Origin of the sequence: Erythrobacter sp., assembly GCF_030066995.1 — a bacterium.
Lineage (GTDB): Bacteria > Pseudomonadota > Alphaproteobacteria > Sphingomonadales > Sphingomonadaceae > Erythrobacter.
On record NZ_JASJAP010000005.1, the window covers coordinates 140,854 to 162,295 of the forward strand.

Sequence of the window (21,442 nt, forward strand, 5' to 3'; positions counted from 1 at the left end):
CGGGTGCAGCATCGTTGAGTGCGCGGGGTCAGATTGAAGAGCTTGGACGCAGATCCAACATCTTTGAAAACGCGCAGTCATTCACCGCCGACCAAAGGGGGGCGTACCCGGTATGAACATGCAGTCCTCCGTCAGCGCGATGGATACAAACCCTGGCGGCGCGCTTACCCCGCGCGGCGGCGAAAACCGCAAGACACAGATTGTTGTGGTGGGCGGCGGGGCTGGCGGGCTTGAGCTGGTGCGACGCCTGGGCGCGAAATTCGGGCGCAAGAGCCACGACATCATCCTTGTCGACAAGAATCCCAGCCACATCTGGAAACCCCTGCTCCACGAAGTCGCCGCCGGTTCGCTCGACGCCAATCTCGACGAGGTCGGGTATCGCGGACACTGCCACAAATGGGGCTACCGCTTCTTCAAGGGCGCGCTGTCCGGGATCGACCGCGAACAGCGCGTGATCCACCTCGCGCCCGTGCTTGACGATGATGGCAGCGAGCTGATCTCAAGCCACACGATCCGCTACGATTACCTGGTTCTGGCGGTGGGCTCGATTTCGAACGATTTCGGCGTGAACGGGGTCAAGGATCACGCGATCTACCTCGACAGCCGCGAACAGGCCGACAAGTTTCGCACCAAGCTCTTGAACCATTGCCTGCGCGTCAGCCGCACGATGAGCGTCGATCCCGGCGCCGACGCGACGGTCAAGGTCGCGATCGTCGGAGGCGGCGCAACCGGGGTCGAACTGGCTGCGGAACTCTACAACGCCGCCGGGGCGCTGAAGCATTACGGGCTTGAAGTGTTCGACGAAAGCCGCCTGAAGGTGACGCTGCTGGAGGCGGGGGAACGGATCCTTCCCGCGCTGCCGGAACGCCTCTCGCAGGCCGCGCACGAGGAGTTGGAGCGGCTTGGCGTCGAAGTCCGCGTGCAAACCCAGGTGATAAAGGCGCGCAAGGGCTTGCTCCTGACCCGCGATGACGACGCGATCCGCGCCAACCTGATCGTGTGGGCGGCGGGTGTGAAAGGCGCGGAATTTCTCACCACGCTTGGCCTTGAGACCAACCGCAACAATCAGATCCTGGTGCGCGAGACGATGCAGACGCTCGACGATGATCGCGTCTTCGCGCTGGGCGATTGCTGCTCTTACACACCCCAGGGCGCCGAGCGCCCGATCCCGCCGCGCGCGCAAGCCGCGCACCAGATGGCCGATACGGTGTTTACCAATCTCAAGCGCGCCATGGCGAACGAGAAACGCGCCCGCAACGGCAAGCCGCTCAAGGCGCTGAAGCCCTTTATCTACCATGACAACGGATCGCTCGTTTCGCTTAGCCGGTTTTCGACCGTGGGCAGCCTGATGGGCAACCTGGTCGGCGGCAGCATGGCGGTCGAAGGGCGTCTGGCGCGGCTGATCTACACCTCGCTCTATTCGATGCACCTTCTGGCCATTCATGGCTGGCTGAAAGGTCTGTCGCTCATGGCCATCGGGCGGGTGAACCGCATCGTGCGGCCCAAGCTCAAGCTGCATTGACCCGTCCTGACGCGTCTCTCGGCCACCTTGGGAACACTCGCGCCCGGTTCCCGTTCTAGCCATTGAAAAAAGCGATCATCTCAATCGCTTAATTCCACTTTTTTGCATCGCAACAAACACTATGTGCGGTGCAACAGAAATTAACCCTCTCCGCATCAACACACAAACACAAAGGACATTGCATCCATGGGTATTATCGGTTCGAGCATCAAACCTTTCACCGCCACCGCGTTCAAGGCGGGCGAAGACTTCTACGACGTCACCGAGAAGGACATCGAGGGCAAGTGGGCGGTGTTCTTCTTCTACCCCGCCGATTTCACTTTCGTGTGCCCGACCGAGCTTGAAGATCTGGGCGAGAAGTACGCCATGCTTCAGGACATGGATGTCGAAGTCTACGCGGTTTCGACCGACACCCATTTCAGTCACAAGGCCTGGCACGATACCTCGGACAAGATCGGCAAACTCCAGTTCCCGTTCCTGGGTGACCAGAACCACGTCCTGTCGAACAATTTCGGCGTGCTGCGCGAGGGCGTGGGCCTCGCCGACCGCGCGACCTTCGTGGTCGATCCCGATGGCGTGATCCAGATCATGGAAATCACCTGCGAGGGCGTGGGCCGCAACGCGAACGAACTCACCCGCAAGATCAAGGCCGCGCAATATGTGCGCGCCAACCCCGGCCAGGTCTGCCCGGCGGCGTGGGAAGAAGGCAGCGAGACGCTGGCGCCGTCGCTCGACCTCGTCGGCAAGATTTAACCACCACCCCTAACCCCGCACAAACGAGGCGCCGCCCCCTCCAGCGAGGCGGGCGGCGTTCTCATCTTGAAGTCCTTGAATAACACCGGAGGAACCACTCATGCTCGACGCAAACATGCAAGGCCAGCTCAAGCAGTACCTCGCCAACCTGCGCGAGCCGATCGAGCTGGTGGCCTCGCTCGATGACAGCGAAAAAAGCGCGCAGACGCGCGAATTGCTGAGCGAGATTGCCGAGCTTCACGACGATGTGAGCGCCAGTTTTTCCGGCGATAACGAGCGCAAGCCGAGCTTCATCATCCGCCGCGCCAACGATCCGCAACGCTGGGTGCGCTTCGCCGGACTTCCAATGGGTCACGAATTCACCTCTCTGGTGCTCGCGCTGCTATGGGCCGGCGGACACCCGCCCAAGGTTGACGCGGACCTGATCGAACAGGCGCGGGCGCTGGAAGGCGATTTCGAGTTCGAGATGTTCTTCTCGCTCTCGTGCCACAATTGCCCGGACGTGGTGCAGGCGCTCACCCTGATGGCGCTCGAAAACCCGCGCGTAACCGCGACCCTGATTGAGGGCGGCATGTTCCAGGAGGAAGTCGAGCGCCGTGACATTCTCGCAGTGCCGGCGACCTTCCTTAACGGGACAAGCTTTTACAACGGCAAGATGGAGCTCGCCGAGATCCTCTCCAAGCTGGATAGCGGCGCCGACGAAAAGGCAGCGGAGAAACTCAACGCCAAGGACCCGTTCGAAGTGCTCATCATTGGCGGTGGCCCGGCTGGCGTTGCTGCGGGCGTCTACACCGCGCGCAAAGGCTTTCGCACAGGCATCGCGGCAGAGCGCTTTGGCGGACAGCTGATGGACACGCTGGGGATCGAGAATCTGCCCGGCACGGCCTACACCGAGGGGCCCAAGCTGACCGACAATCTCAAAGGTCAGGTCGATGACAACGCGATCGACCTGATGGATCTTGCCCGCGCGACCGAGCTGCGCCCCGCGCAGCAGGTGGGCGGCATGCACGAAGTGGTGATGGCGAATGGCGCGGTTCTCAAGGCCCGCTCGCTGATCCTCTCGACCGGCGCGCGCTGGCGCGCTCTCGGCGTGCCCGGCGAAGCGGAATACCGCAACAAGGGCGTCGCCTACTGTCCGCACTGCGATGGCCCGCTGTTCAAGGGCAAGCGCATTGCGGTGATCGGCGGGGGCAATTCGGGCGTCGAGGCGGCGATCGACCTCGCCAAGATTGTCGGCCACGTCACGCTGATCGAATTCGACAAGAGCTTGCGCGCCGACGAAGTGCTGCAACGCAAGCTGCGCTCGCTGCCCAATGTCGATATCGTCTTGAACGGTCAGACGACCGAAATCACCGGCGATGGCAAGCGCTGCAATGGCCTGCGCCTGCAAGACCGCGAGAGCGGCGCAGAGCGGGCGATCGAATTGGAGGGCGTGTTCGTACAGATCGGTCTGGTGCCCAACACCGAATGGCTCGCCGACACCGGCCTCGAACTGTCGAAATTCGGCGAAATCGTGGTCGATGATCACGGCGCAACCAACCTGCCCGGCATCTACGCCGCAGGCGACGCCACCGTGGTCCCGCACAAACAGATCGTGGTCGCCATGGGCGAAGGCGCCAAGGCCGGCCTCGGCGCCTTCGACTACCTCATCCGCAACGAGCCGGTCGAGGACATCGCGCAGGCGGCGTGATCCGCTTTTCGCTTGCCCGTCCGGGCGAGTGTCCTCGGCGCTGTTCCCTCCGCTTCGCTGCGGGGAGCCTGCGGGCGGCCAGTCGGCCCTGCGGGCCTTTGGCCCGTTTCGAACTTTTGAAAAACTCGTCACCCTGAACTTGTTTCAGGGTCCATCACCGGTACTTGCGCTGCATCCTTGGGAGGCGGAGCCAGCGCGGGCGAAGGATGCTGGAAGCGAAGCTGGCCAAAGGCCAAACGAGTTCAGCATGACGAAAGCAGGCTTTATGCTGCACTGCATCAATAAGTCAGACGTGTTTCAATCGGATTTCTCGATCAAACAGCGCGCTTTATTCACTTGGACGATTCAGCGGCCTTCCATCATCCTCTCTCCATCAGCACCGTACGTGGCCGAGTCCCCGCAGGCCCCGCGCGCAATCATGGGAGAGTGAACAATGGACGTGAAGACCGGAGATATGAGCGGCTGCCCCTTCCACGCCGATGGCGGAATGCGCAGCCTTCTGGGCCGCACCAACCGCGACTGGTGGCCCGAGGCGACCCAGCTCGATATCCTCACCCAGGAAGGCAGGAGCGCCAACCCCTATGGCGAGGACTTCGATTACGCCGAGGCCTTCAACACGATCGATTACACCGCGCTAAAGGCCGATCTCACCGCGCTGATGACCGACAGCAAGAGCTGGTGGCCGGCGGATTACGGCCATTACGGCCCGTTCTTCATCCGCATGGCCTGGCACGCCGCAGGCACCTATCGCACCGGCGATGGCCGCGGCGGCGCGGGTTCGGGCCAGCAGCGTTTCGCCCCGCTCAACTCGTGGCCCGATAACGGCAACCTCGACAAGGCGCGCCGCCTGTTGTGGCCGATCAAGCAGAAATACGGCAAGGCCATCAGCTGGGCCGACCTGTTCATCCTTGCCGGAAATGTGGCGATCGAAAGCATGGGCGGGCCGGTGTTCGGCTTCGGCGGGGGCCGCGCCGACGTCTATGAGCCTGAATCGGTCTATTGGGGCACCGAAGAGGAATGGGTGAACGAAGGTTCGGCCACCCGCATTCGCCCCGATGACGGCGCCAGCCTCGAAAACCCTCTCGCGGCGATCCAGATGGGCCTCATATACGTCAATCCGGAAGGCCCTGGCGGCAATCCCGATCCGCTCGAAAGCGCGCGCGACATGCGCGAAACCTTCGCCCGCATGGCGATGAACGATGAGGAGACCGTCGCGCTCACCGCCGGTGGCCACGCTTTCGGCAAGGCGCACGGCGCGCAGCCCGCCGATACGTTCGCCGGCGCTCCGGAAAGCGAAGACCTGCACCAGCAGGGATTTGGCTGGCTGATCGATGAAGACGAGATCGCCAAGGGGCACATCACGACCTCAGGGATCGAAGGGTCATGGTCGAACAATCCGATCTCATGGAGCCACGACTATTTTCGTCTGCTGTTCAAGTACGAATACGAGCTGGTGAAGAGCCCGGCGGGCGCGCTCCAATGGACCCCGATCAATCCCGATCCCGAAGACCTGGCGCCCGACGCGCGCGATCCGAACGTCAAGGTGCCGACCATCATGACGACCGCCGACATGGCGCTCAAGATGGACCCGGACTACCGCAAGATCTCCGAGCGCTTCCTGGAGCATCCCGAACAGCTCGACGACGCGTTCGCCCGCGCCTGGTTCAAGCTGTGCCATCGCGACATGGGTTCCAAGGTGCGCTATCTCGGCCCGGAAGTTCCCGAAGAGGACCTTATCTGGCAGGATCCGGTTCCCGCGGGAAGCGCGCCTTCGGAAGCGGAAGTCGCCCGGTTCAAGGACGCGATCCTGGGCAGCGGCCTTAGCGTCAGCGAACTCGTCAAGGCGGCCTGGGCTTCGGCCTCGACCTATCGCAACTCGGATCATCGCGGCGGCGCGAACGGGGCGCGGGTCACGCAGGCCCCGCAGAAGGACTGGGCGGCGAACGACCCTGAGGAGCTTTCGAAAGTGCTCGGCGTGATCGAGCAGCACCGCGGCGACCTGTCGATGGCCGATGCGATTGTGCTTGCCGGGACGGCGGCGGTCGAGAAAGCGGCGCGCGACGCTGGCCACGACGTCGAGGTTCCTTTCCTAGGCGGCCGGGGTGATTGCACCGACGAGCACACCGACTCTGAAAGCTTCGAACCGCTCGAGCCGTTTGCCGATGGTTTCCGCAACTACCTCAAGACCAAGGCGAACGTTCGCACAGAGGAAATGCTGGTCGACAAGGCACACCTTCTGGGCCTGTCGATCCCCGAACTCACTGTCCTGGTAGGCGGGATGCGTGCGCTCGGAGCCAATTCCGGAAACACCGCGCACGGCGTCTTCACCGATCGCGTGGGAACGCTCACCCCGGACTTCTTCGTCAACCTCCTCGACATGTCCACCAAATGGACCCCGGTCGATGGCTCGGGCGATGAAGAATATGTCGGCACCGACCGGGAAACCGGCGCAGAGAAGTATCGCGCGACGCGCGCGGACCTGATCTTCGGCAGCAACTCACAGCTGCGCGCTCAGGCCGAGGTCTACGCCGAGGCGGGCAATGAGGGCAAATTCGTCTACGACTTCATCAGCGCGTGGGACAAGGTGATGAACGCGGATCGCTTCGATGTAACCTATTCGAAGTATCACACGTAACACCAAGCACCCCCCGCCCTGACCGGTTCCCCCTCAAGGTCAGGGTCGCAATTGGCCCCCGGCGCGCTCTCCCCCTGGAAAGAGCGAACCGGGGGTCTTTTCGATCGTGGTGGTATGCGCTGGCCGTTCCCCACTCGCGGCGCTATCGCCACCGGATCATCGGCTGGGTCGGGAGAATCGCATGCAAACCGTAATGGTTGGACCGGCCAGCGAAAGCCGACGCGAAGCGATCGCGCGAACGATCACGCTCGGGTTTGCGAGCGATCCGGTCGCGCGCTGGGTCTGGCCCGATCCGGCGACCTATTTCGAGATCCAGCCGCAATTCGTCGACGCCTTTGGTGGCAACGGCTTTGCGCATGGCAGCGTCTACGAAACCGGTTGCCAGCGCGCCGCTGCAATGTGGTTGCCGCCCGGTGTCGAGCCCGAGGCCGAGCGCATGACGCTCCTCGCCGCGCAAAGCGTTGCGCCCGAACGCATGGAAGAGATCGGCGCGTTCATGGCGCAGATGGACGATTTCCATCCCGTAGAGCCATGCTGGTATCTCCCGATGATCGCGGCCGATCCCTTCGCCACGGGCATGGGTCTTGGGGCGGCGCTGATGAAGCACGCGCTCGGCGTCGTCGATCAAGCCGGCATGCCCGCCTATCTGGAATCGTCGAACCCGCGAAACATCTCGCTCTATGAACGCCACGGCTTTGAGGCGATGGGCGAAATCCAGCATGGCAGCTCGCCGGTCATGACGCCGATGTATCGCGCCGCGCGCACGTAGACCTGCGGCGCTCGGTCCAGCCAGCCTCATTCAATTCGCTGATCGGCGCGCGGCTTACCGGTGGCCCCAACCCTTCCGGCCAGCGTTGGGCTTAGCGTTTCCGCTTGAGGATGAGATAGAGCGCGCCGTCGCCGCCGTGGCTGCGGTGCGCTTTGCGTACGGCGGCAATCGCGTCGGCGTGCGGACCGGCGGCGAGCCAATCGAGCAGTTTGGCGCGGATCGCTCCGCGCGCGCTGGCGCGGTCGGCGGGATCGACGGGTCGCTCGCGCCCGGCGATCACCAGAACCACGCGCGCGCCCATCGCTCGCGCCTGATCGAGCCCGGCGGAGATACGCGTGTAGGCCGCGCCGAGCGTGTGGCCGTGCAGATCGAGCGTCAGGTCGGGCTCGACCCGGCCGCCCTTGAACCGTCTTTCCCAATGCGAATCGAGACCCGCCTGCGCTTCGTTCAGGCGCTTGGGCGAGGTGGGGCGCGAGGGCGCCGCCACGCGGGCGGGCGGCGCGGGCTTCACGCGCTGCGGGCGCGCAGTGCCGACCGGTTTGGGTTTTGCGGGCTGGGTATCGTGCGGCTTGGGCGTGGCCACGGGCCGTGTCCGTCCGGCGAGGGGCGTGACGCTTTCAGCGAGGCGCGCCCAGGCCGCCCGCTCCTCGGCGCTCAGACCGCGCGGAACGCTCATCACTTTGCGGTTGTAAGCCGCCCGGCGGCTTCTTTTGGAAGCAGCACCTGGGCTGTCCCGCGTCCGCTCATCCCACCGGCAATCGCCCGCGCTTCCCGGCCCGCGCCCCAGAAGGTATCGAACCGGTTGACCCCCTTGATCGCGCCGCCAGTGTCCTGCGCGATCCACAGCCCGTCCGCCTCGTCGCGATCCAGATCGAGCCAGACCGGCGCGCCGAGCGGCACATAAAGCGGATCGACTGCCAGGGAGGTGACGCCCGTCACCGGAACGCCCATCGCGCCAACCGCCCCGCCATCCAGTTCGCGGAAGAAGATCCAGCTCTCGTTCTCGCGCATCAGCGCCCGGCCTTGCTCGGGGTTCTCTCGCATATAGGCCATGATGCCCTGCATCGAGCCGGGATACTGCCCCGGCCCATCGCCCAGAAGCCCGCGCTCGCGCATGAGCTTGCCAACGCTGGTGTAGCCGCGCCCGTTCTGGCCCGCATAGCCGATATTGATGACCTCGCCTTCGGGCGTGCGAATGCGCCCGGAGCCCTGGATCTGAAGGAAGAAGAATTCGACCGGGTCCGCCACCCAGGCCAGCACCGGCGCGCGCCCATCCAGCGCGCCCTGCTCAATGGCGGCGCGGTCGAAATAGGGAACGTAGGAGCCATCGGAAAGTCGGCGGGCAAGCGGGGCTCGGCCCGTTCGCTCCGAGGCGGGTACATCCTCTGGCCAGCCGCGTTCAAGATCCTCGGGAAGCCCGTAAACCGGGACGTATCCTTCGCGCGGCTCACGCGATCCCTCGATCTCGGGTACGAAATACCCGGTGGCGAAAGCCTTGCCATCGCCGATCGTGACGGGTTCGAAATAGGTCTCGAAAAAACGCTGCGCCTGGGCCCCCGGCCAGCTGTCGGCGGCGCGGCAGGCCGGGCGCCAATCGGCCGGGGCGGTCAGGCCGCTCTGATCCGTGCGGGCGAGCAATTGCGGGCACGAGGCCGAAAACGCCGCCAGCGCGTCGCGCGAACGGCTGAGCGGCAAATCGGACAGGTTCGACCCGCTTGTCACGCCCGCGAGGATGGCGGGCCCGGCGAGCCCGGCAGAGGGCACGTCGGGAGCGGAAACAGAAGCGGGGGGACGATCGCCGGGCCCCACGCAGGCGGCCACGAGCGTTACCGTCGCAAGCGGGGCGGCGCCGACGGGCCACCGCTTACCAGGGGCCCGCCGCTCGCGCATGCCTGAATGCTCCTTTGATCCGATATCGCGCGTCAGGCGTAGCCCGCACACGTCTGTATGGGGTCAGCCCTCGTCGGTCTCGTCGAGAACCCAGTTGGGATCCTTCGAGGCGATGTTGCGCGAGAAGGTCCACACATCGCGGCTTTCGATCGCATCGTCGAGCGATCCGGCGATCACATTGCCCTCTTTGTCGCGCGTGACCGCGGCAATATCGGCAACGAAAAGCACCGAAATGCGCGCGGTGCGATCGTCGAGCGAGGCGGAGTGCACCCGCGTATCCTCGACCCGGATGAGCGTGTTGTCCAAGGTCTCGCCAGCTTCTTCGCGCGCCTCAATCGCCGCGACAAAGCCTTCGTACACATCGTCGTCGCACAGCTCGCGCAAGGTGTCGCGATCCCCGTTCCAGAACGCTTCGAGCACCATCTCGTAAGCGCCGCGCGCGCCTTCCAGGAAGGCGGTCAGGTCAAAGCGGTTATCAGCCGAGGCAATTTCGCGCACGCCGCGTTCGACCGCGGGCATCACGCCTTCAAGCTGCGCAGGCCGCGCGGCGACGGCGGGTGCGGTCGACTGCGGCTGGCCCGGCGCGGGGACGGATTGATCATCGGGCCCTTCGAAGCGCTGCGGCACCGATTCTTCTTCGTGCTCGGCCCGGCGACCCAGCACGGAATACAGACGAAGGCCCAGAAAAGCGGCGATCATGGCAAGGATTACAATTTCTGTGATCACATCAATTACCCGGTCATTGGTTCAGCACGGCGCCGCTCCCTACGCCATCATGCTCGTTACATGCCTAACATAGGGTTCAAATACAATTCGACAACAAACTATCCGTCGCTTTCTCTAGGTCGTGGCGGTATTTGAGTCACAACTTTGCGCCGGGCGGTCGCCCAGCCAAGGCGGCTAGCGTGTTGCCCGGCCCACCATCGCCTGCTAGGCGCGGCGCACGTTGTTCAAAGACGCATGACCCATGCGCGCTTTTCAACCGACGACACCCCGATACTGGCAAAAAGAAGTGATCACCATGGCCGACGAAGGCGACGTTCTCACCAATCTCGACAACCCCGGCGCAGGCGCGAACGGCGCCGACACCCAGCCCGCCGCCGCGATCATCACGCAATACGTAAAGGATCTCTCGGTCGAGAACCCGAATTCACCGGATGTTTTCCAGTGGACCGATCAACCCAAGGTGGACGTGCAGTTCAACATCGGGGCCGATCCGGTGGGCGAGGAAGTCCATGAAGTCACGCTCAAGATCAAGATCGCCGCGACGGGAGAGAAGGGGCCGTATTACATGGTCGAGCTCGACTATTGCGGGCTCGTCGGGATCCGCAATATCCCCGAGGATCAGGCGCACGCCTTTCTCTACGCCGAAGCGCCGCGCATTCTCTTTCCCTTTGCGCGCCGGGTCATCGCCGACGCTGTGCGCGACGCGGGCTTCCCGCCGCTTCTGGTCGATCCGATCGACTTCAATCGCCTCTACGCGCAGCAGCTTTCGCAGCGCCGCGCGGAACAGGGTCTTGGCGAAGGCGAGATGCCCAAGCCGCAGAATTGAGGGCTTGGCCGAGGGAAACGCAGCGCCCCTTTCGGCGCGCGAAGCGGTGACGCGATGAGCCTCCTCAAGAATGTCGGAACCATCGGGTCGCTGACGCTCGTCAGCCGGATAGCTGGAATGGCGCGCGAGATGATCTTCTCGCGCGTTCTGGGCGCCAACGCAGTGACCGACGCCTGGTTTCAGGCGTTCATCATCCCCAACGTCTTTCGCCGCCTGTTTGCCGAAGGGGCGTTTTCGGCGGCGTTCGTGCCGATGTTCTCCAAGCGATTGCACGGGCACGAGGACGATCCGGACAAGGGGCTGGAGGATGCCAAGAGCTTTAGCGCCGATGTGCTGAGCGTCTTCCTGCCGGTCCTTATTGCGCTTGTTGCGGTGTTCGAGATCGCCATGCCCGGCGTCATCTGGGTGCTCTCGGAAAAGCCGGTCGACCCGGACACCTACCCGCTCGCGGTCGATTTCGCGCGGATCATGTTTCCCTACATCATCCTCGTCAGCCTGGTGACCTTGTTCACCGGGATGCTGAACAGCGTCTCGCGCTTTGCGCCGGGAGCCAGCTTTCCGATCATTCTCAACCTCGTGCTCATTGCCGCGCTGCTGACGGGAGAATGGTTCGCCGCGAACACCGGGGCGAGCGTGGAACAGGTAGCCTACGGCATCGCCTGGGCCGTAACCGGTGCTGGGGTGATGCAGTTCGCCTGGCTGTATTACTGGACGCGCGTCGAGGGCTTTCGTCCCAGATTGCTGTGGCCGCGCATCACGCCGGAGGTCAAGCGCCTCTCGATCATCGCGCTTCCCGCAGCCATTGGCGGGGGCGCATACCAGATCAACACATTGGTCCAGCTCTACTTTCTCAACCAGCTCGAGGACGGTTCGGTCAGCTACATGAATTACGCCGACCGCCTGAACCAGTTGCCGCTCGGGATCATCGGCATCGCGCTTTCCACCGCCATCCTGCCCACGCTTTCCAGGTTCGTGGGCGGCAAGGATAAGCAGGGCGCCGACCGGATTCAGTCGGATGCGATCGAGCTTGCCATGTTGCTCACCATTCCCGCAGCGGTCGCGCTGGCGATCTGCGCGGAGCCTTTTGTCATCATGATCTTTCAGGGTGGCCGCTTCGATATGGCCGATGCGGGCGCGACCGGATCGGTGCTGGCGGCGCTCGTCCTCGGCTTGCCCGCTTACGTCCTGGTGAAAGTTCTGGTCCCCAATTTCTACGCGCGCGCGGATACCAAGACACCGGTGGTCGCAGCCTTCATTTCCCTGGCGGTCTTTATCACCTTCAACATCGCCTTCCTCGAACGCCACGGCGTGGTGGGCGTCGCTTTTGCAAGCGTGATCGGGGCGTGGATCAATGTCGGCTTTCTGCTTGTCGTGCTGGCGACACGCGGTCACTACCTCATCCCCGGCGTCCTGTTGCTGCGCATCGCGCGTCAAGGCGTTGCCGCCGCCGCGATGGGCGCGGCCTTGTTCTACACGAGCGACCTGTTAACCGGGTGGTATTCAGCCGGGCCGTTCGCACGGCTCGCTGCGTTGCTTGCGCTGGTCGCGGCGGCGGCTAGCGTCTATTTCGGCCTCGCCTTCGCGACCGGCGCCATCGACCGGCAGCGGATCGCCACTCTTACAAGGAAAGCAAGCTAACAACCATGCGCGTCGTCTCCGGAATCCAGCCCACGGGCAAGCCGCATCTCGGCAATTACCTGGGCGCCATCCGCAATTACGTGAAGCTTCAGGATGACGCGCAGGCGGCGGGCGGCGAATGCCTTATCTTCATCGCCGATCTGCACGCCCTTTCGCTGCCGCACGATCCGGCTGAACTCCACGCCTCGACGCTCGAATTGGTCGCCACGCTGGTTGCGTGCGGGCTCGATCCGAACAAGGCAATCCTGTTCAACCAGGCACAGGTTCCCGCGCATCCCGAAATGCAATGGCTGCTCAGCGGCACCGCGCGCATGGGCTGGCTCAATCGCATGACGCAGTGGAAGGACAAGGCGGGCAAGAACCGCGAAGGGCAGTCGATCGCGCTCTTCACCTATCCCGTGCTCCAGGCCGCCGATGTTCTGCTTTACCAGGCAACCCATGTGCCGGTGGGCGAGGACCAGAAGCAGCACCTCGAACTCGCGCGCGACATCGCGCAGAAGTTCAACAACGATTTCTGCCCCGAAGACGCACCGCTCTTCACCCTGCCCGAGCCGATCATCCCGCCGGAAGCTGCGCGGATCATGTCCCTGCGCGATGGCTCGGCCAAGATGAGCAAGTCGGACCCGAGCGACATGAGCCGGATCAACCTTCAGGACGATGCGGACGCGATCATGAAGAAGATCAAGAAGGCCAAGACCGATCCCGAGCCTCTGCCGAGCGAAGAAGCCGGGCTGAACGCCAGGCCCGAGGCCCTGAACCTGGTCAGCATCTATGGCGCGTTGACCGGTCAAAGCGTTGAGCGCGTGCTCAGCGAAAATGGGGGTCAGGGTTTCGGCGCGTTCAAGCCCAAGCTTGGCGAAGCGCTGGTCGAGACCCTGGCGCCCATTTCGGAGCGTTTCCGCGCGCTGAAGGAGGACCGCGAAACGCTCGACGCCATTCTCGCCCGCGGCGCAGCGAAGGCGCGCGAGCGCGGCACGCCAACGCTCGCGGCGGCCTATGAAGCGCTCGGCCTGGTCCGAGGTTGAGGCGCGCCGCCGCTCGCCGGGCAAAGGTGTCGACGGGCCGTTCTTGCCGAGCGTTCAAACTCCGTTCAGCCCTGTTTGCTAATCACTTTGCGTATTGGTGACAGTTTGTCCGAGTGGTGGGCGTTTTATAATAACCCGGCTCCAAACACGCTTTGAGCCGAGCAATTGCAACCCACAGCGTAGGAGGCGGCGCAATCGTCACTGGACAGACCCGGTTCGGGTCCACATGATATGGGTATTGCAAAGGGACTTACTGATGAACCGTCTTCACACCGAGCTATCCGATAACCGCTCTCGCAAGGGCCGCGTTTTCTCAACCGCGCTGATCGCCGCCGCTGCGTTGGGCCTTTCTGCATGCGCCACGCCATTTAAGGCCGATGTGTCGCGTTTCGCCGCTCAGCTTCCCGCACCGCAAGGTCAATCCTTTGCCGTGGTACCGGAGGATCCGAAACTGGCCGGTGGTCTCGAATTTGCCGCTTACGCCGACACGGTCGCTGCCGAATTGACCGAGATCGGCTACGTCCGCGCCGCCTCGCCCGACACCGCGGACTTGCTGGTGCGCTTCGACTATGGCGTGGATAACGGACGCGAGCGCGTGCGCACGACCGGCGGCGGCTTTGGCGGGGCCGGATTCGGTCGCTTTGGCGGATTTGGTGGCGCCGCCTTTCGCAACCCCTGGGCTTTCGGGTTCTACGACCCGTGGCTCGCTGGACCCAATGTGCGCAGCTATACGATCTACACCGGCGACATCGACGTGAAGATCGACAACGCTGCGACGGGTGATCGCTTGTTTGAAGGCCGCGCGGAAAGCGTTTCACGCTCCAACCGCCTGCAGACCATCGTGCCCAATCTGGTCGACGCGCTGTTCACCGATTTCCCCGGAAACTCCGGAGAGACCCTGCGCATCACGATCAAGAACGATGAAAAGAAGGTGCGCCGCGAGGACTGATAGTATACACTCGCATCAGCAAACACACCCTTGGATGGGACGGAGAGGCGGCGCAAGGGATCAGCGCCGCCTTTTTGCTTGAGGAGTTGAGAGATGCTCCGTTTGCTCTTGATGGCTCACACTGCCTTTGTTCCCGTGTCGCAAGAGACCGCCGCGACGCATGCTGCCGCTCCCGACCCGCCGCCGCAAGAGGAGCGCATCAACGGGAAACCCGAACCCATTGATCAGAAAAACTGGATCGCCCCATCGGTGATCGAGGCCCGCGCATGCCGGGGCGAGCGCTGCTTTGTCGGCTTTGTGGGGTACACCTTGCTCGTCAACGCCGAAGGGCGCGCGACCGATTGCGCCGTCACGCGAACCAGCGGAGACCGAGCGCTGGATGTCGAAACCTGCGCCCTGCTGCTGCGCGGCGCACGCTTCAAGCCGGCCACCAACGGCAAGGGCCAGCCGATCAAGGGACGGTACGCCTCAGCCGTGACATGGACGGGACGCCACGGCACCCTGCCAAACGCCCCAGCGGACGCGGGGCCAGACTGAGGCCGAGCTAAAGGCCTGCAGCCCCGCCCGTCGAACCGAACCCGCCCGCGCCGCGCGCTGTGGCGTCAAGCTCTTCGACTTCGTCCCAAGCCGCCTGCACCACCGGCGCCAGCACGAGTTGCGCGATGCGGTCTCCGCGCGCGATGACAAACGGCTCGCGCCCGTGATTGATCAGGAGGACTTTAAGCTCGCCGCGATAATCGCTGTCGATCGTGCCGGGGGTGTTGGGCACCGTGATTCCATGTTTGAACGCCAGACCAGAACGCGGGCGGACCTGGATTTCGTATCCGCGGGGGATAGCCATCGAAAGGCCAGTTGCAACAGCGTGCCGCGCCCCCGGTTCCAGCGTCACATCTTCGACGCTGACCACATCCATCCCCGCAGCGCCGTCAGTGGCGTAGGCGGGAAGCGGGAGGTCGGTGCCATGTCCGAGGCGCTTGACCTCGACCTTCACCGGCATTTTTTCTGCGCTACCGCCTTCGGCTAGATGAGCGCGGTTCACTCAGCGGCCTCCGCCGTCAGCGTCTCCGCGATGCGGCGGGCCAGCGCCATCGCCACTTCGTGCTTGGGCATCTTGTCGAGGCTTTCCACGCCATCGGTGCTGACGATGTGGACCTCGTTGTCGTCTCCGCCCATGACGTCGCCCGACACATCGTTGGCAATGATCCAGTCCGCCGCCTTGCGCTTGCGCTTGGACTTGGCGTTGCCGATCACGTCCTCGGTCTCCGCCGCAAAGCCGATCACCAATTCGGGCCGCTTTTCGCTCGCCGCCAGATTGGTGAGGATATCGGGGTTTTCGGTGAGCATCAGGGCGGGCGGCGCTGACCCGCGCTTCTTGATCTTCTCGCCGACATATTGGCGCGGTCGCCAATCCGCGACTGCGGCGACCATCACCGCCGCGTCGGCTGGCAGGGCCTGGCGCACCGCCTGGTTCATCTCGGCCGCGCTCTCGACATCGATGCGGTCCACGCCCTTGGGGGTCTTGAGCGCGACGGGTCCGGCGATCAACGTGACCTGCGCGCCAAGGGCTGCCGCCGCCGCCGCAATCGCAAAGCCCTGCTTCCCGCTGGAGCGGTTGGCGATGTAGCGCACCGGATCGATCGCCTCCCAGGTCGGCCCCGCCGTCACCACGACATGCTTGCCGCTAAGAGGCGTGTAGTCGGCATCGACCTCGAACGCCTCGCCGCCCAACGCATCGCTCGCCGCGTCCTCGACAGGCTCGAGCTCGACCGGCGCCGCTTTTGCCTTCTTGCCTTTCTTGGGCTCCGCAGGCGCTTCGGCATCCGCATCCGGCGCTTCAGCGGTCTCGTCCACAGGTTCCGGCTCAGGCTCCGAGATATCCTCGGGCGGCGACTGGCGATCGTTGACCTCGTGGTTCAGCGCCTCGGGATCGATCGGCGGCGCGGACGCGGCGGACCCTTTCTTTGCGAGCAAGGGCCCTGCGCCTTCAGGATCGAACTCGGGGATTTCGTCGCCGGGCAGTTCGGGCAGCGGTTCGTCCGGATCAAAGCCCTCCGGTATCTCGAGCTCCTCGTACTCGGTTTCGATCTCTTCATGGCTGCGTTTGGCCGTCGAGCGGGGGATGATCCTGGAGAGAAGACCACCCAGCCCTCCGCTAAGCGCTGAGTCGTTATCGTCGGGCTCCAGCGCCTCGACCGGCTCGACCGCCTCCACCGGGGCCACGGTCGCGGCCGAATCGTTGGCGGCCGCTGGCGCGGGGGTTTCCTCCGCCACCTCAAGACCGAAATGTCCGGCGATCGCACGCCAGATCGCGCCGGGTTCGGGAAGGCGTCCATAGCCAAACTCACCGCACGCCATCGGGCCTTCGTCCGGGTGCAGCACTTCCACGCCCGCCGTCTTGAGCGCCTCGATATTGCGCTGCGTGGATTCGTGTTCCCACATCCGCACGTTCATCGCCGGAATCGCCATTACCGGCTTGTCCGTCGCCAGGATCAAGGTCGTCGCAAGGTCGTCGGCAATGCCCGCCGCCATCTTCGCCATCAGGTCCGCTGTGGCGGGGCAGACAACGATCAGATCGGCTTCGCGGCTGAGCTGGATATGGCCCATCTCGGCCTCGTTCTTGAGGTCCCACAGCGTGGTGTAGACCTGATTCTCGCTCAGCGCAGCGAGCGACATGGGCGTGACGAATTGCTGCCCACCCTTGGTGACAACGCAGGTCACATCGCCCCCGCCCTTGCGGATAAGCCGCACCAGTTCGCACGCCTTGTAGGCGGCGATCCCGCCGCCGACGACAAGCAGAACGCGGGGGGCCACAACTTCGACCGGTGCGGTGCTCACAAGACTTGGCCCCCATGATGGGATGACGGGCGCGGCATAGGTGTCAATTCACTCCCTCGGATCACCGGACAAGGTTCCGGCAAAACGGCGTTGCACTGTGTTCGCCCGGTCTAGCGATGTCGAGCCTCAAGGCCAACCGGTTTGCGCGCAACCCGCGGTTTCCGAAAACTCGCAGAACTCTGTGCAAGAGGATGGTTAAAATTCGCCTTAGACCGCTCTCTCGCCATAGCTCGTGCGCGGGTTCGACTTGCCATCGTCAGGCGACCGCGCCAGTTCTGCGCCTCTATCTAGAGGGGAAACGCCAATGATCATCGCCATTCGGATTGCGCTGGGCCTTATGGGGGCAATGTTCCTTTTCATCGGATCGCAGTTCCTGATCGATCCGGTCACGATGGGCGGCGATTTCGGGCTTCAAGCCAAGGGAGCAGGCGGCCTTTCAACGATACGTGGGGATATGACGGCATTCTTCTGGGTGTCCGGCGGCGCCTTGCTGCTGGGCGTGTGGAAACAGCGCGGAGAGCTGTTCTATGTCACGGCAGCCTTGATGGGCATCGTTTTCGGTGCGCGCTGTCTCAGCCTTGTCCTCGACGGCACCTATGAAGGCTGGCAACCACCCATGGCCGTCGAAGCGTTCACCGTCGTGCTGTGCTTGTTCGGCGCACGGGCGCTGCCGAGTCGGCCCTGACCTATTATCCGATCAGGCCAAAGAACGCCGCTGCCCAGGTGGCGCCGGCGCCGGCCAGCCCGGCGATGAAATAGCCCAGCCAACCCCCGCTCGATCCCTGATGGCGATCGGTCATCAACTTGATTTCCGGCAGCGGCGCTGGCTCGGGCGCGCCGCCTTTGGGCGGGAATCGCTCTTCAATCCGCCGGATCAGCCCCGGCAAGCGCATGAGGGTGTCGGCGTCTTCCTTGATCCGCTCCGCAACCGCGGCTTCCGGCCCAAGCTCGTCGCGGATCCAGCTGCGTACGTAGGGCGCGGCGGTGTCCCACATATTGATTTGCGGATTGAGCTGCGTCGCGATCCCCTCAACCATCACCATCGTCTTTTGCAGCAGCAGCAAATGCGGCTGGGTTTGCATGTCGAAGTCTCGGGTGATCGCGAACAGCCCGTCGAGCATCTGGCCAACGCTCAACTCCGACACCGGTTTGCCGCGCATCGGTTCGCCCACCGCGCGAAGCGCGGTCGCAAACTCGCCCACCGAGTGGTAGCTGGGCACGTACTGCGCTTCGAAGTGAATCTCGGCGACGCGCTTGTAATTCCCGGTAGTGAGGCCGTAGAGAATTTCCGCGAGCCATTGCCGCGCGCGTCGGTCTATCCGGCCCATTATGCCGAAATCAATCGCGACAATGGTCCCGTCGTCTTCGACGAACAGGTTCCCCTGGTGCATGTCGGCGTGGAAGAAACCGGCGCTGATCGCCTGGGTGAGGAAGCTGATGACCAGCTTTTCGGCCAGCCGGTTGAGATCGTGACCGCGCGCGACGAGTTCGTCCTGATTGCTGATCTTGACGCCGTCGATCCACTCGATGGTCATCACCCGGCCATTGGTCCGGTCCCAGTCGATATCGGGAATGCGATAGCCGCCGATCCCGCGCATTTCCTCGGCGAGTTCGCTGGCCGAGGCCGCCTCGCGCCTCAAGTCGAGCTCGGAATTGGTCCAGCGCTTGAAATTGGCGATAGTCAGGCGGGGGCGTAGGCGCGCAAACTCTCCGCCCATTGCCTCGACATGGGCGGCGGCCCATTCATAGGTCTGAATGTCGCGCGCAAACTTTTCGCGGATGCCGGGCCGCAGAACCTTGACCGCCACCTTGCGCCCGTCCGTGGTCACACCGCGATGCACCTGCGCGATGCTCGCCGCGCCGACCGGCTCGGGGTCGATCTCGGAAAAGAGCGCCTCGACCGGTTGATCGAAGCTCTGCTCGATCGCCGCCTTGATCTTGTCGAAGGGGACCGGGGGCAACGAATCCTGAAGGGTGAGCAGATTGGTTGCCGCTTCCTCACCGACGAGATCGGGACGTGTGGCGAGCGATTGGCCAAGCTTGATCGCCGCGGGACCGATAGCGCGAAAGGCCCCCGCGTAATCGGGTGTGCCCTTCTTACCCGTCAGGCTGGCCAGGCGCGCGAGCTGGGCGAGGCGACGCACCGGGCTGGGCGCGTTCACGTCGTTCTCGATCCCCACCAACGCGCGGCGGCGCGCCAGAGTGATCCCCCATCGCGCAAGGCGGGAAAGATGGATAACAGGAGAGGTCATGGGATCAGTGCGAACACGCGCTCAATCGGTTCCGGCTCAGACTTTCCACCCCGAATGGATCGCGACCGCGCCGCCGAGGATAGTCTCGTACTTAGTGTTCACGAAGCCCGCGGCTCGGATCATGCTCTCGAATTCGTCCATCTTGGGAAATTTGCGGATCGATTCGACCAGGTAGCGATAGCTGTCCGCATCGCCCGCGATCACCTGCCCCATGCGCGGCAGCAAGGCGTCGGAATACACATCGTAGACCTGTTTGAAGCCCGACCATTCGCTGGTCGAAAACTCCATGCAGAAAAACCGCCCGCCGGGGCGAAGGACACGATAGGCCTCCGCCAAAGCCTTGTCCTTGTAGGTCACGTTGCGAATGCCGAAGACAATCGTGTAGGCGTCGAATGCGTTGGATGCGAAGCTGACCTCTTCGGCATTCTGACAGGTGAAGACGAGACTGCCAGTTTCCTCGGTCTCGCGCCGGTCCAGCGCACGCTCCGCCCCAACATCGAGCATATCCTGATTGATATCGGCGACCGTCACATTCGCGCCGCGATCCGCCATGCGAAACGCAATGTCCCCCGTACCGCCCGCCATATCGAGGATTGCCTCGCCCGGCTGCGGCTTGACCCGCTTGACGAAGCGGTCCTTCCATCCGCGATGCATGCCCAGCGACATGGCGTCGTTCATGACATCGTATTTGCGGGCAACGCTGGTGAAAACCTCGCCCACGCGGCGGGTCTTTTCTTCAGGCGCAACCTGTTCATAGCCGAAGGATACGGTTTCATTCGTGCTTTCGCTCATGGCCTTCGCACTAGAGGGAATTGTCGTCAGCGCAAAGGGTGGAGTTTAGCGCATAATCCGCACCGCGCTTGCGAGCCGCGTTTGCCGCCTTGCGGGCCCTCTCCTTTCGCTCTTCGACCCGGTAGCTTGACGGTCTGGTCTCCGGATGGAAGGGCGCAGGGAGAAGGCCGACGAGGCCCGCGAGCGAAAACGAGCCACAAACAAGCCAAAAGCAAGCCAAGAACAAGAATGCCCGAACTTCCCGAAGTCGAAACCACGGTCCGAGGCCTTGCGCGGTATCTCGACGGCGCACGGATAGAGCGCGTGGTGCTGAACCGTCCGGATCTGCGCCGCCCATTCCCGCCCGACCTTGTGCAGGTGATGACCGGCGCGCGGGTAACGGGCCTATCGCGGCGCGCGAAATACGGCCTTATCCATCTCGACCGGGCGCAATCGGTGATCTTCCATCTGGGCATGAGCGGCCGTTGGCGGATCGATCCCGAAGCGCCCGACACGCACGATCACATGATCATCGAGACCGCCTCCAACCGCTTCGCCCTGTGCGATCCGCGGCGGTTCGGGTCGGTGGATATGGTGGACACGGGTGCGCTGGACGCCTGGCCCCAATTTGCCGCGATGGGCCCCGAACCCCTCGGCCCCGATCTGACGCCTCAGCACCTCAAGGCGGCGCTCAAAGGCAAGACGCAGAGCATAAAGCTGTGCCTGCTAGACCAGCGGATCGTTGCGGGACTTGGCAATATCTATGTGTGCGAAGCGCTCTGGCGCGCGCGCATTCACCCGATGAAGAAGGCAGGCAAGGTAACAAGGACGCAACTGGCGCGGCTTGTGCCCGCAATCCGCGACGTACTCGAAACGTCGATCCGCGACGGTGGGTCATCGCTGCGCGATTACGCCCGGCCCGACGGCGAGCTGGGCTATTTCGCCACGCGTTTTGATGTCTATGGAAGGACCGGAGAGGTGTGCCATCGCGGCGACGGGGGCGCAATCCGCCGCATCACGCAGGGCGGTCGCAGCACCTGGTATTGCCCGGTGTGCCAGCGTTAAACGTGTGCGCGCCCTCTTGAGAGAACGCCGTTCGAAACCACGCGAGGGCAACCCCTTTCTTGACGATTGGGTGCGTCCGGCCTATGTGGCGCGCTT

19 protein-coding genes are annotated in these 21,442 nt (G+C 63.8%); 12 read left to right on the forward strand and 7 right to left on the reverse strand.

Going from position 1 to position 21,442, the window contains the following annotated elements:
- The first annotated feature begins 139 nt into the window (after window positions 1-139).
- The 5 genes from QNI87_RS12325 to QNI87_RS12345 all read left to right on the forward strand — a co-directional run bounded on the left by QNI87_RS12325 (window position 140) and on the right by QNI87_RS12345 (window position 7,369).
- Window positions 140-1,522 (forward strand): NAD(P)/FAD-dependent oxidoreductase, encoded by a 1,383-nt coding sequence (locus QNI87_RS12325; RefSeq protein WP_300597518.1) that lies wholly within the window; start codon window positions 140-142, stop codon window positions 1,520-1,522.
- 186 nt (window positions 1,523-1,708) lie between these two features.
- Complete coding sequence (ahpC, locus tag QNI87_RS12330) at window positions 1,709-2,275, forward strand: alkyl hydroperoxide reductase subunit C (protein WP_300596918.1); 567 nt, start codon at window positions 1,709-1,711, stop codon at window positions 2,273-2,275.
- A 100-nt stretch (window positions 2,276-2,375) separates the two neighbouring features.
- Complete coding sequence (ahpF, locus tag QNI87_RS12335) at window positions 2,376-3,965, forward strand: alkyl hydroperoxide reductase subunit F (RefSeq protein ID WP_300596920.1); 1,590 nt, start codon at window positions 2,376-2,378, stop codon at window positions 3,963-3,965.
- 433 nt (window positions 3,966-4,398) lie between these two features.
- A complete protein-coding gene (gene katG, locus QNI87_RS12340) occupies window positions 4,399-6,600 on the forward strand; it encodes a catalase/peroxidase HPI (protein ID WP_300596922.1) in 2,202 nt (733 codons plus the stop codon).
- Between the two features lie 181 nt (window positions 6,601-6,781).
- A complete protein-coding gene (locus QNI87_RS12345) occupies window positions 6,782-7,369 on the forward strand; it encodes a GNAT family N-acetyltransferase (protein WP_300596924.1) in 588 nt (195 codons plus the stop codon).
- A gap of 91 nt (window positions 7,370-7,460) precedes the next feature.
- On the opposite strand, the gene QNI87_RS12350 is transcribed toward QNI87_RS12345, so the two are convergent.
- The 3 genes from QNI87_RS12350 to QNI87_RS12360 all read right to left on the reverse strand — a co-directional run bounded on the left by QNI87_RS12350 (window position 7,461) and on the right by QNI87_RS12360 (window position 9,985).
- Window positions 7,461-8,045, reverse strand: a complete 585-nt coding sequence (locus QNI87_RS12350; RefSeq protein WP_300596926.1) for a Smr/MutS family protein — start codon at window positions 8,043-8,045, stop codon at window positions 7,461-7,463.
- A complete protein-coding gene (locus QNI87_RS12355; RefSeq protein WP_300596928.1) occupies window positions 8,045-9,259 on the reverse strand; it encodes a murein transglycosylase A in 1,215 nt (404 codons plus the stop codon). Before QNI87_RS12355 ends, QNI87_RS12350 begins: the two co-directional genes overlap by 1 nt.
- A 63-nt stretch (window positions 9,260-9,322) precedes the next feature.
- The gene (locus tag QNI87_RS12360; RefSeq protein WP_300596930.1) at window positions 9,323-9,985 is read right to left on the reverse strand and encodes a Tim44/TimA family putative adaptor protein; all 663 of its coding nucleotides are present in this window, start codon (window positions 9,983-9,985) and stop codon (window positions 9,323-9,325) included.
- Window positions 9,986-10,280: 295 nt separating this feature from the next.
- Between QNI87_RS12360 and secB the strand changes: the two genes are divergently transcribed.
- The 5 genes from secB to QNI87_RS12385 all read left to right on the forward strand — a co-directional run bounded on the left by secB (window position 10,281) and on the right by QNI87_RS12385 (window position 14,960).
- On the forward strand, window positions 10,281-10,811 hold the full coding sequence (gene secB / locus QNI87_RS12365) for a protein-export chaperone SecB (RefSeq protein ID WP_300597520.1): 531 nt from the start codon (window positions 10,281-10,283) through the stop codon (window positions 10,809-10,811).
- Window positions 10,812-10,865: 54 nt separating this feature from the next.
- Window positions 10,866-12,449, forward strand: coding sequence for a murein biosynthesis integral membrane protein MurJ (gene murJ, locus QNI87_RS12370; RefSeq protein ID WP_300596933.1), 1,584 nt, complete (start codon window positions 10,866-10,868; stop codon window positions 12,447-12,449).
- A 5-nt stretch (window positions 12,450-12,454) separates the two neighbouring features.
- Window positions 12,455-13,474 (forward strand): tryptophan--tRNA ligase, encoded by a 1,020-nt coding sequence (gene trpS / locus QNI87_RS12375; protein WP_300596936.1) that lies wholly within the window; start codon window positions 12,455-12,457, stop codon window positions 13,472-13,474.
- Window positions 13,475-13,730: 256 nt separating this feature from the next.
- The gene (locus QNI87_RS12380; protein ID WP_300596938.1) at window positions 13,731-14,423 is read left to right on the forward strand and encodes a DUF4136 domain-containing protein; all 693 of its coding nucleotides are present in this window, start codon (window positions 13,731-13,733) and stop codon (window positions 14,421-14,423) included.
- Window positions 14,424-14,516: 93 nt separating this feature from the next.
- Entirely contained in the window at window positions 14,517-14,960 is a 444-nt protein-coding gene (locus QNI87_RS12385; protein WP_300596940.1) for an energy transducer TonB, read from the forward strand.
- 7 nt (window positions 14,961-14,967) lie between these two features.
- On the opposite strand, the gene dut is transcribed toward QNI87_RS12385, so the two are convergent.
- Both dut and QNI87_RS12395 read right to left on the reverse strand, forming a co-directional pair.
- Entirely contained in the window at window positions 14,968-15,420 is a 453-nt protein-coding gene (gene dut / locus QNI87_RS12390; protein ID WP_300596942.1) for a dUTP diphosphatase, read from the reverse strand.
- A 38-nt stretch (window positions 15,421-15,458) separates the two neighbouring features.
- Window positions 15,459-17,258 (reverse strand): bifunctional phosphopantothenoylcysteine decarboxylase/phosphopantothenate synthase, encoded by a 1,800-nt coding sequence (locus QNI87_RS12395; RefSeq protein ID WP_300596944.1) that lies wholly within the window; start codon window positions 17,256-17,258, stop codon window positions 15,459-15,461.
- A gap of 304 nt (window positions 17,259-17,562) precedes the next feature.
- Here QNI87_RS12395 and QNI87_RS12400 point away from each other — a divergent pair, with 304 nt between their 5' ends.
- A complete protein-coding gene (locus tag QNI87_RS12400; protein WP_300596946.1) occupies window positions 17,563-17,943 on the forward strand; it encodes a DUF4345 family protein in 381 nt (126 codons plus the stop codon).
- A gap of 4 nt (window positions 17,944-17,947) precedes the next feature.
- Here the strand turns inward: QNI87_RS12400 and ubiB are convergent, their stop codons facing one another.
- Together ubiB and QNI87_RS12410 are read right to left on the reverse strand one after the other, a co-directional pair.
- Window positions 17,948-19,510, reverse strand: coding sequence for a 2-polyprenylphenol 6-hydroxylase (gene ubiB, locus QNI87_RS12405; protein WP_300596948.1), 1,563 nt, complete (start codon window positions 19,508-19,510; stop codon window positions 17,948-17,950).
- Between the two features lie 36 nt (window positions 19,511-19,546).
- Complete coding sequence (locus QNI87_RS12410; protein ID WP_300596950.1) at window positions 19,547-20,302, reverse strand: class I SAM-dependent methyltransferase; 756 nt, start codon at window positions 20,300-20,302, stop codon at window positions 19,547-19,549.
- Between the two features lie 228 nt (window positions 20,303-20,530).
- On the opposite strand from QNI87_RS12410, the gene mutM reads away from it, so the two are divergent.
- Window positions 20,531-21,346: a bifunctional DNA-formamidopyrimidine glycosylase/DNA-(apurinic or apyrimidinic site) lyase gene (gene mutM, locus QNI87_RS12415; protein WP_300596952.1), complete on the forward strand. Its 816-nt coding sequence runs from the start codon at window positions 20,531-20,533 to the stop codon at window positions 21,344-21,346.
- Window positions 21,347-21,442: the final 96 nt, after the last annotated feature.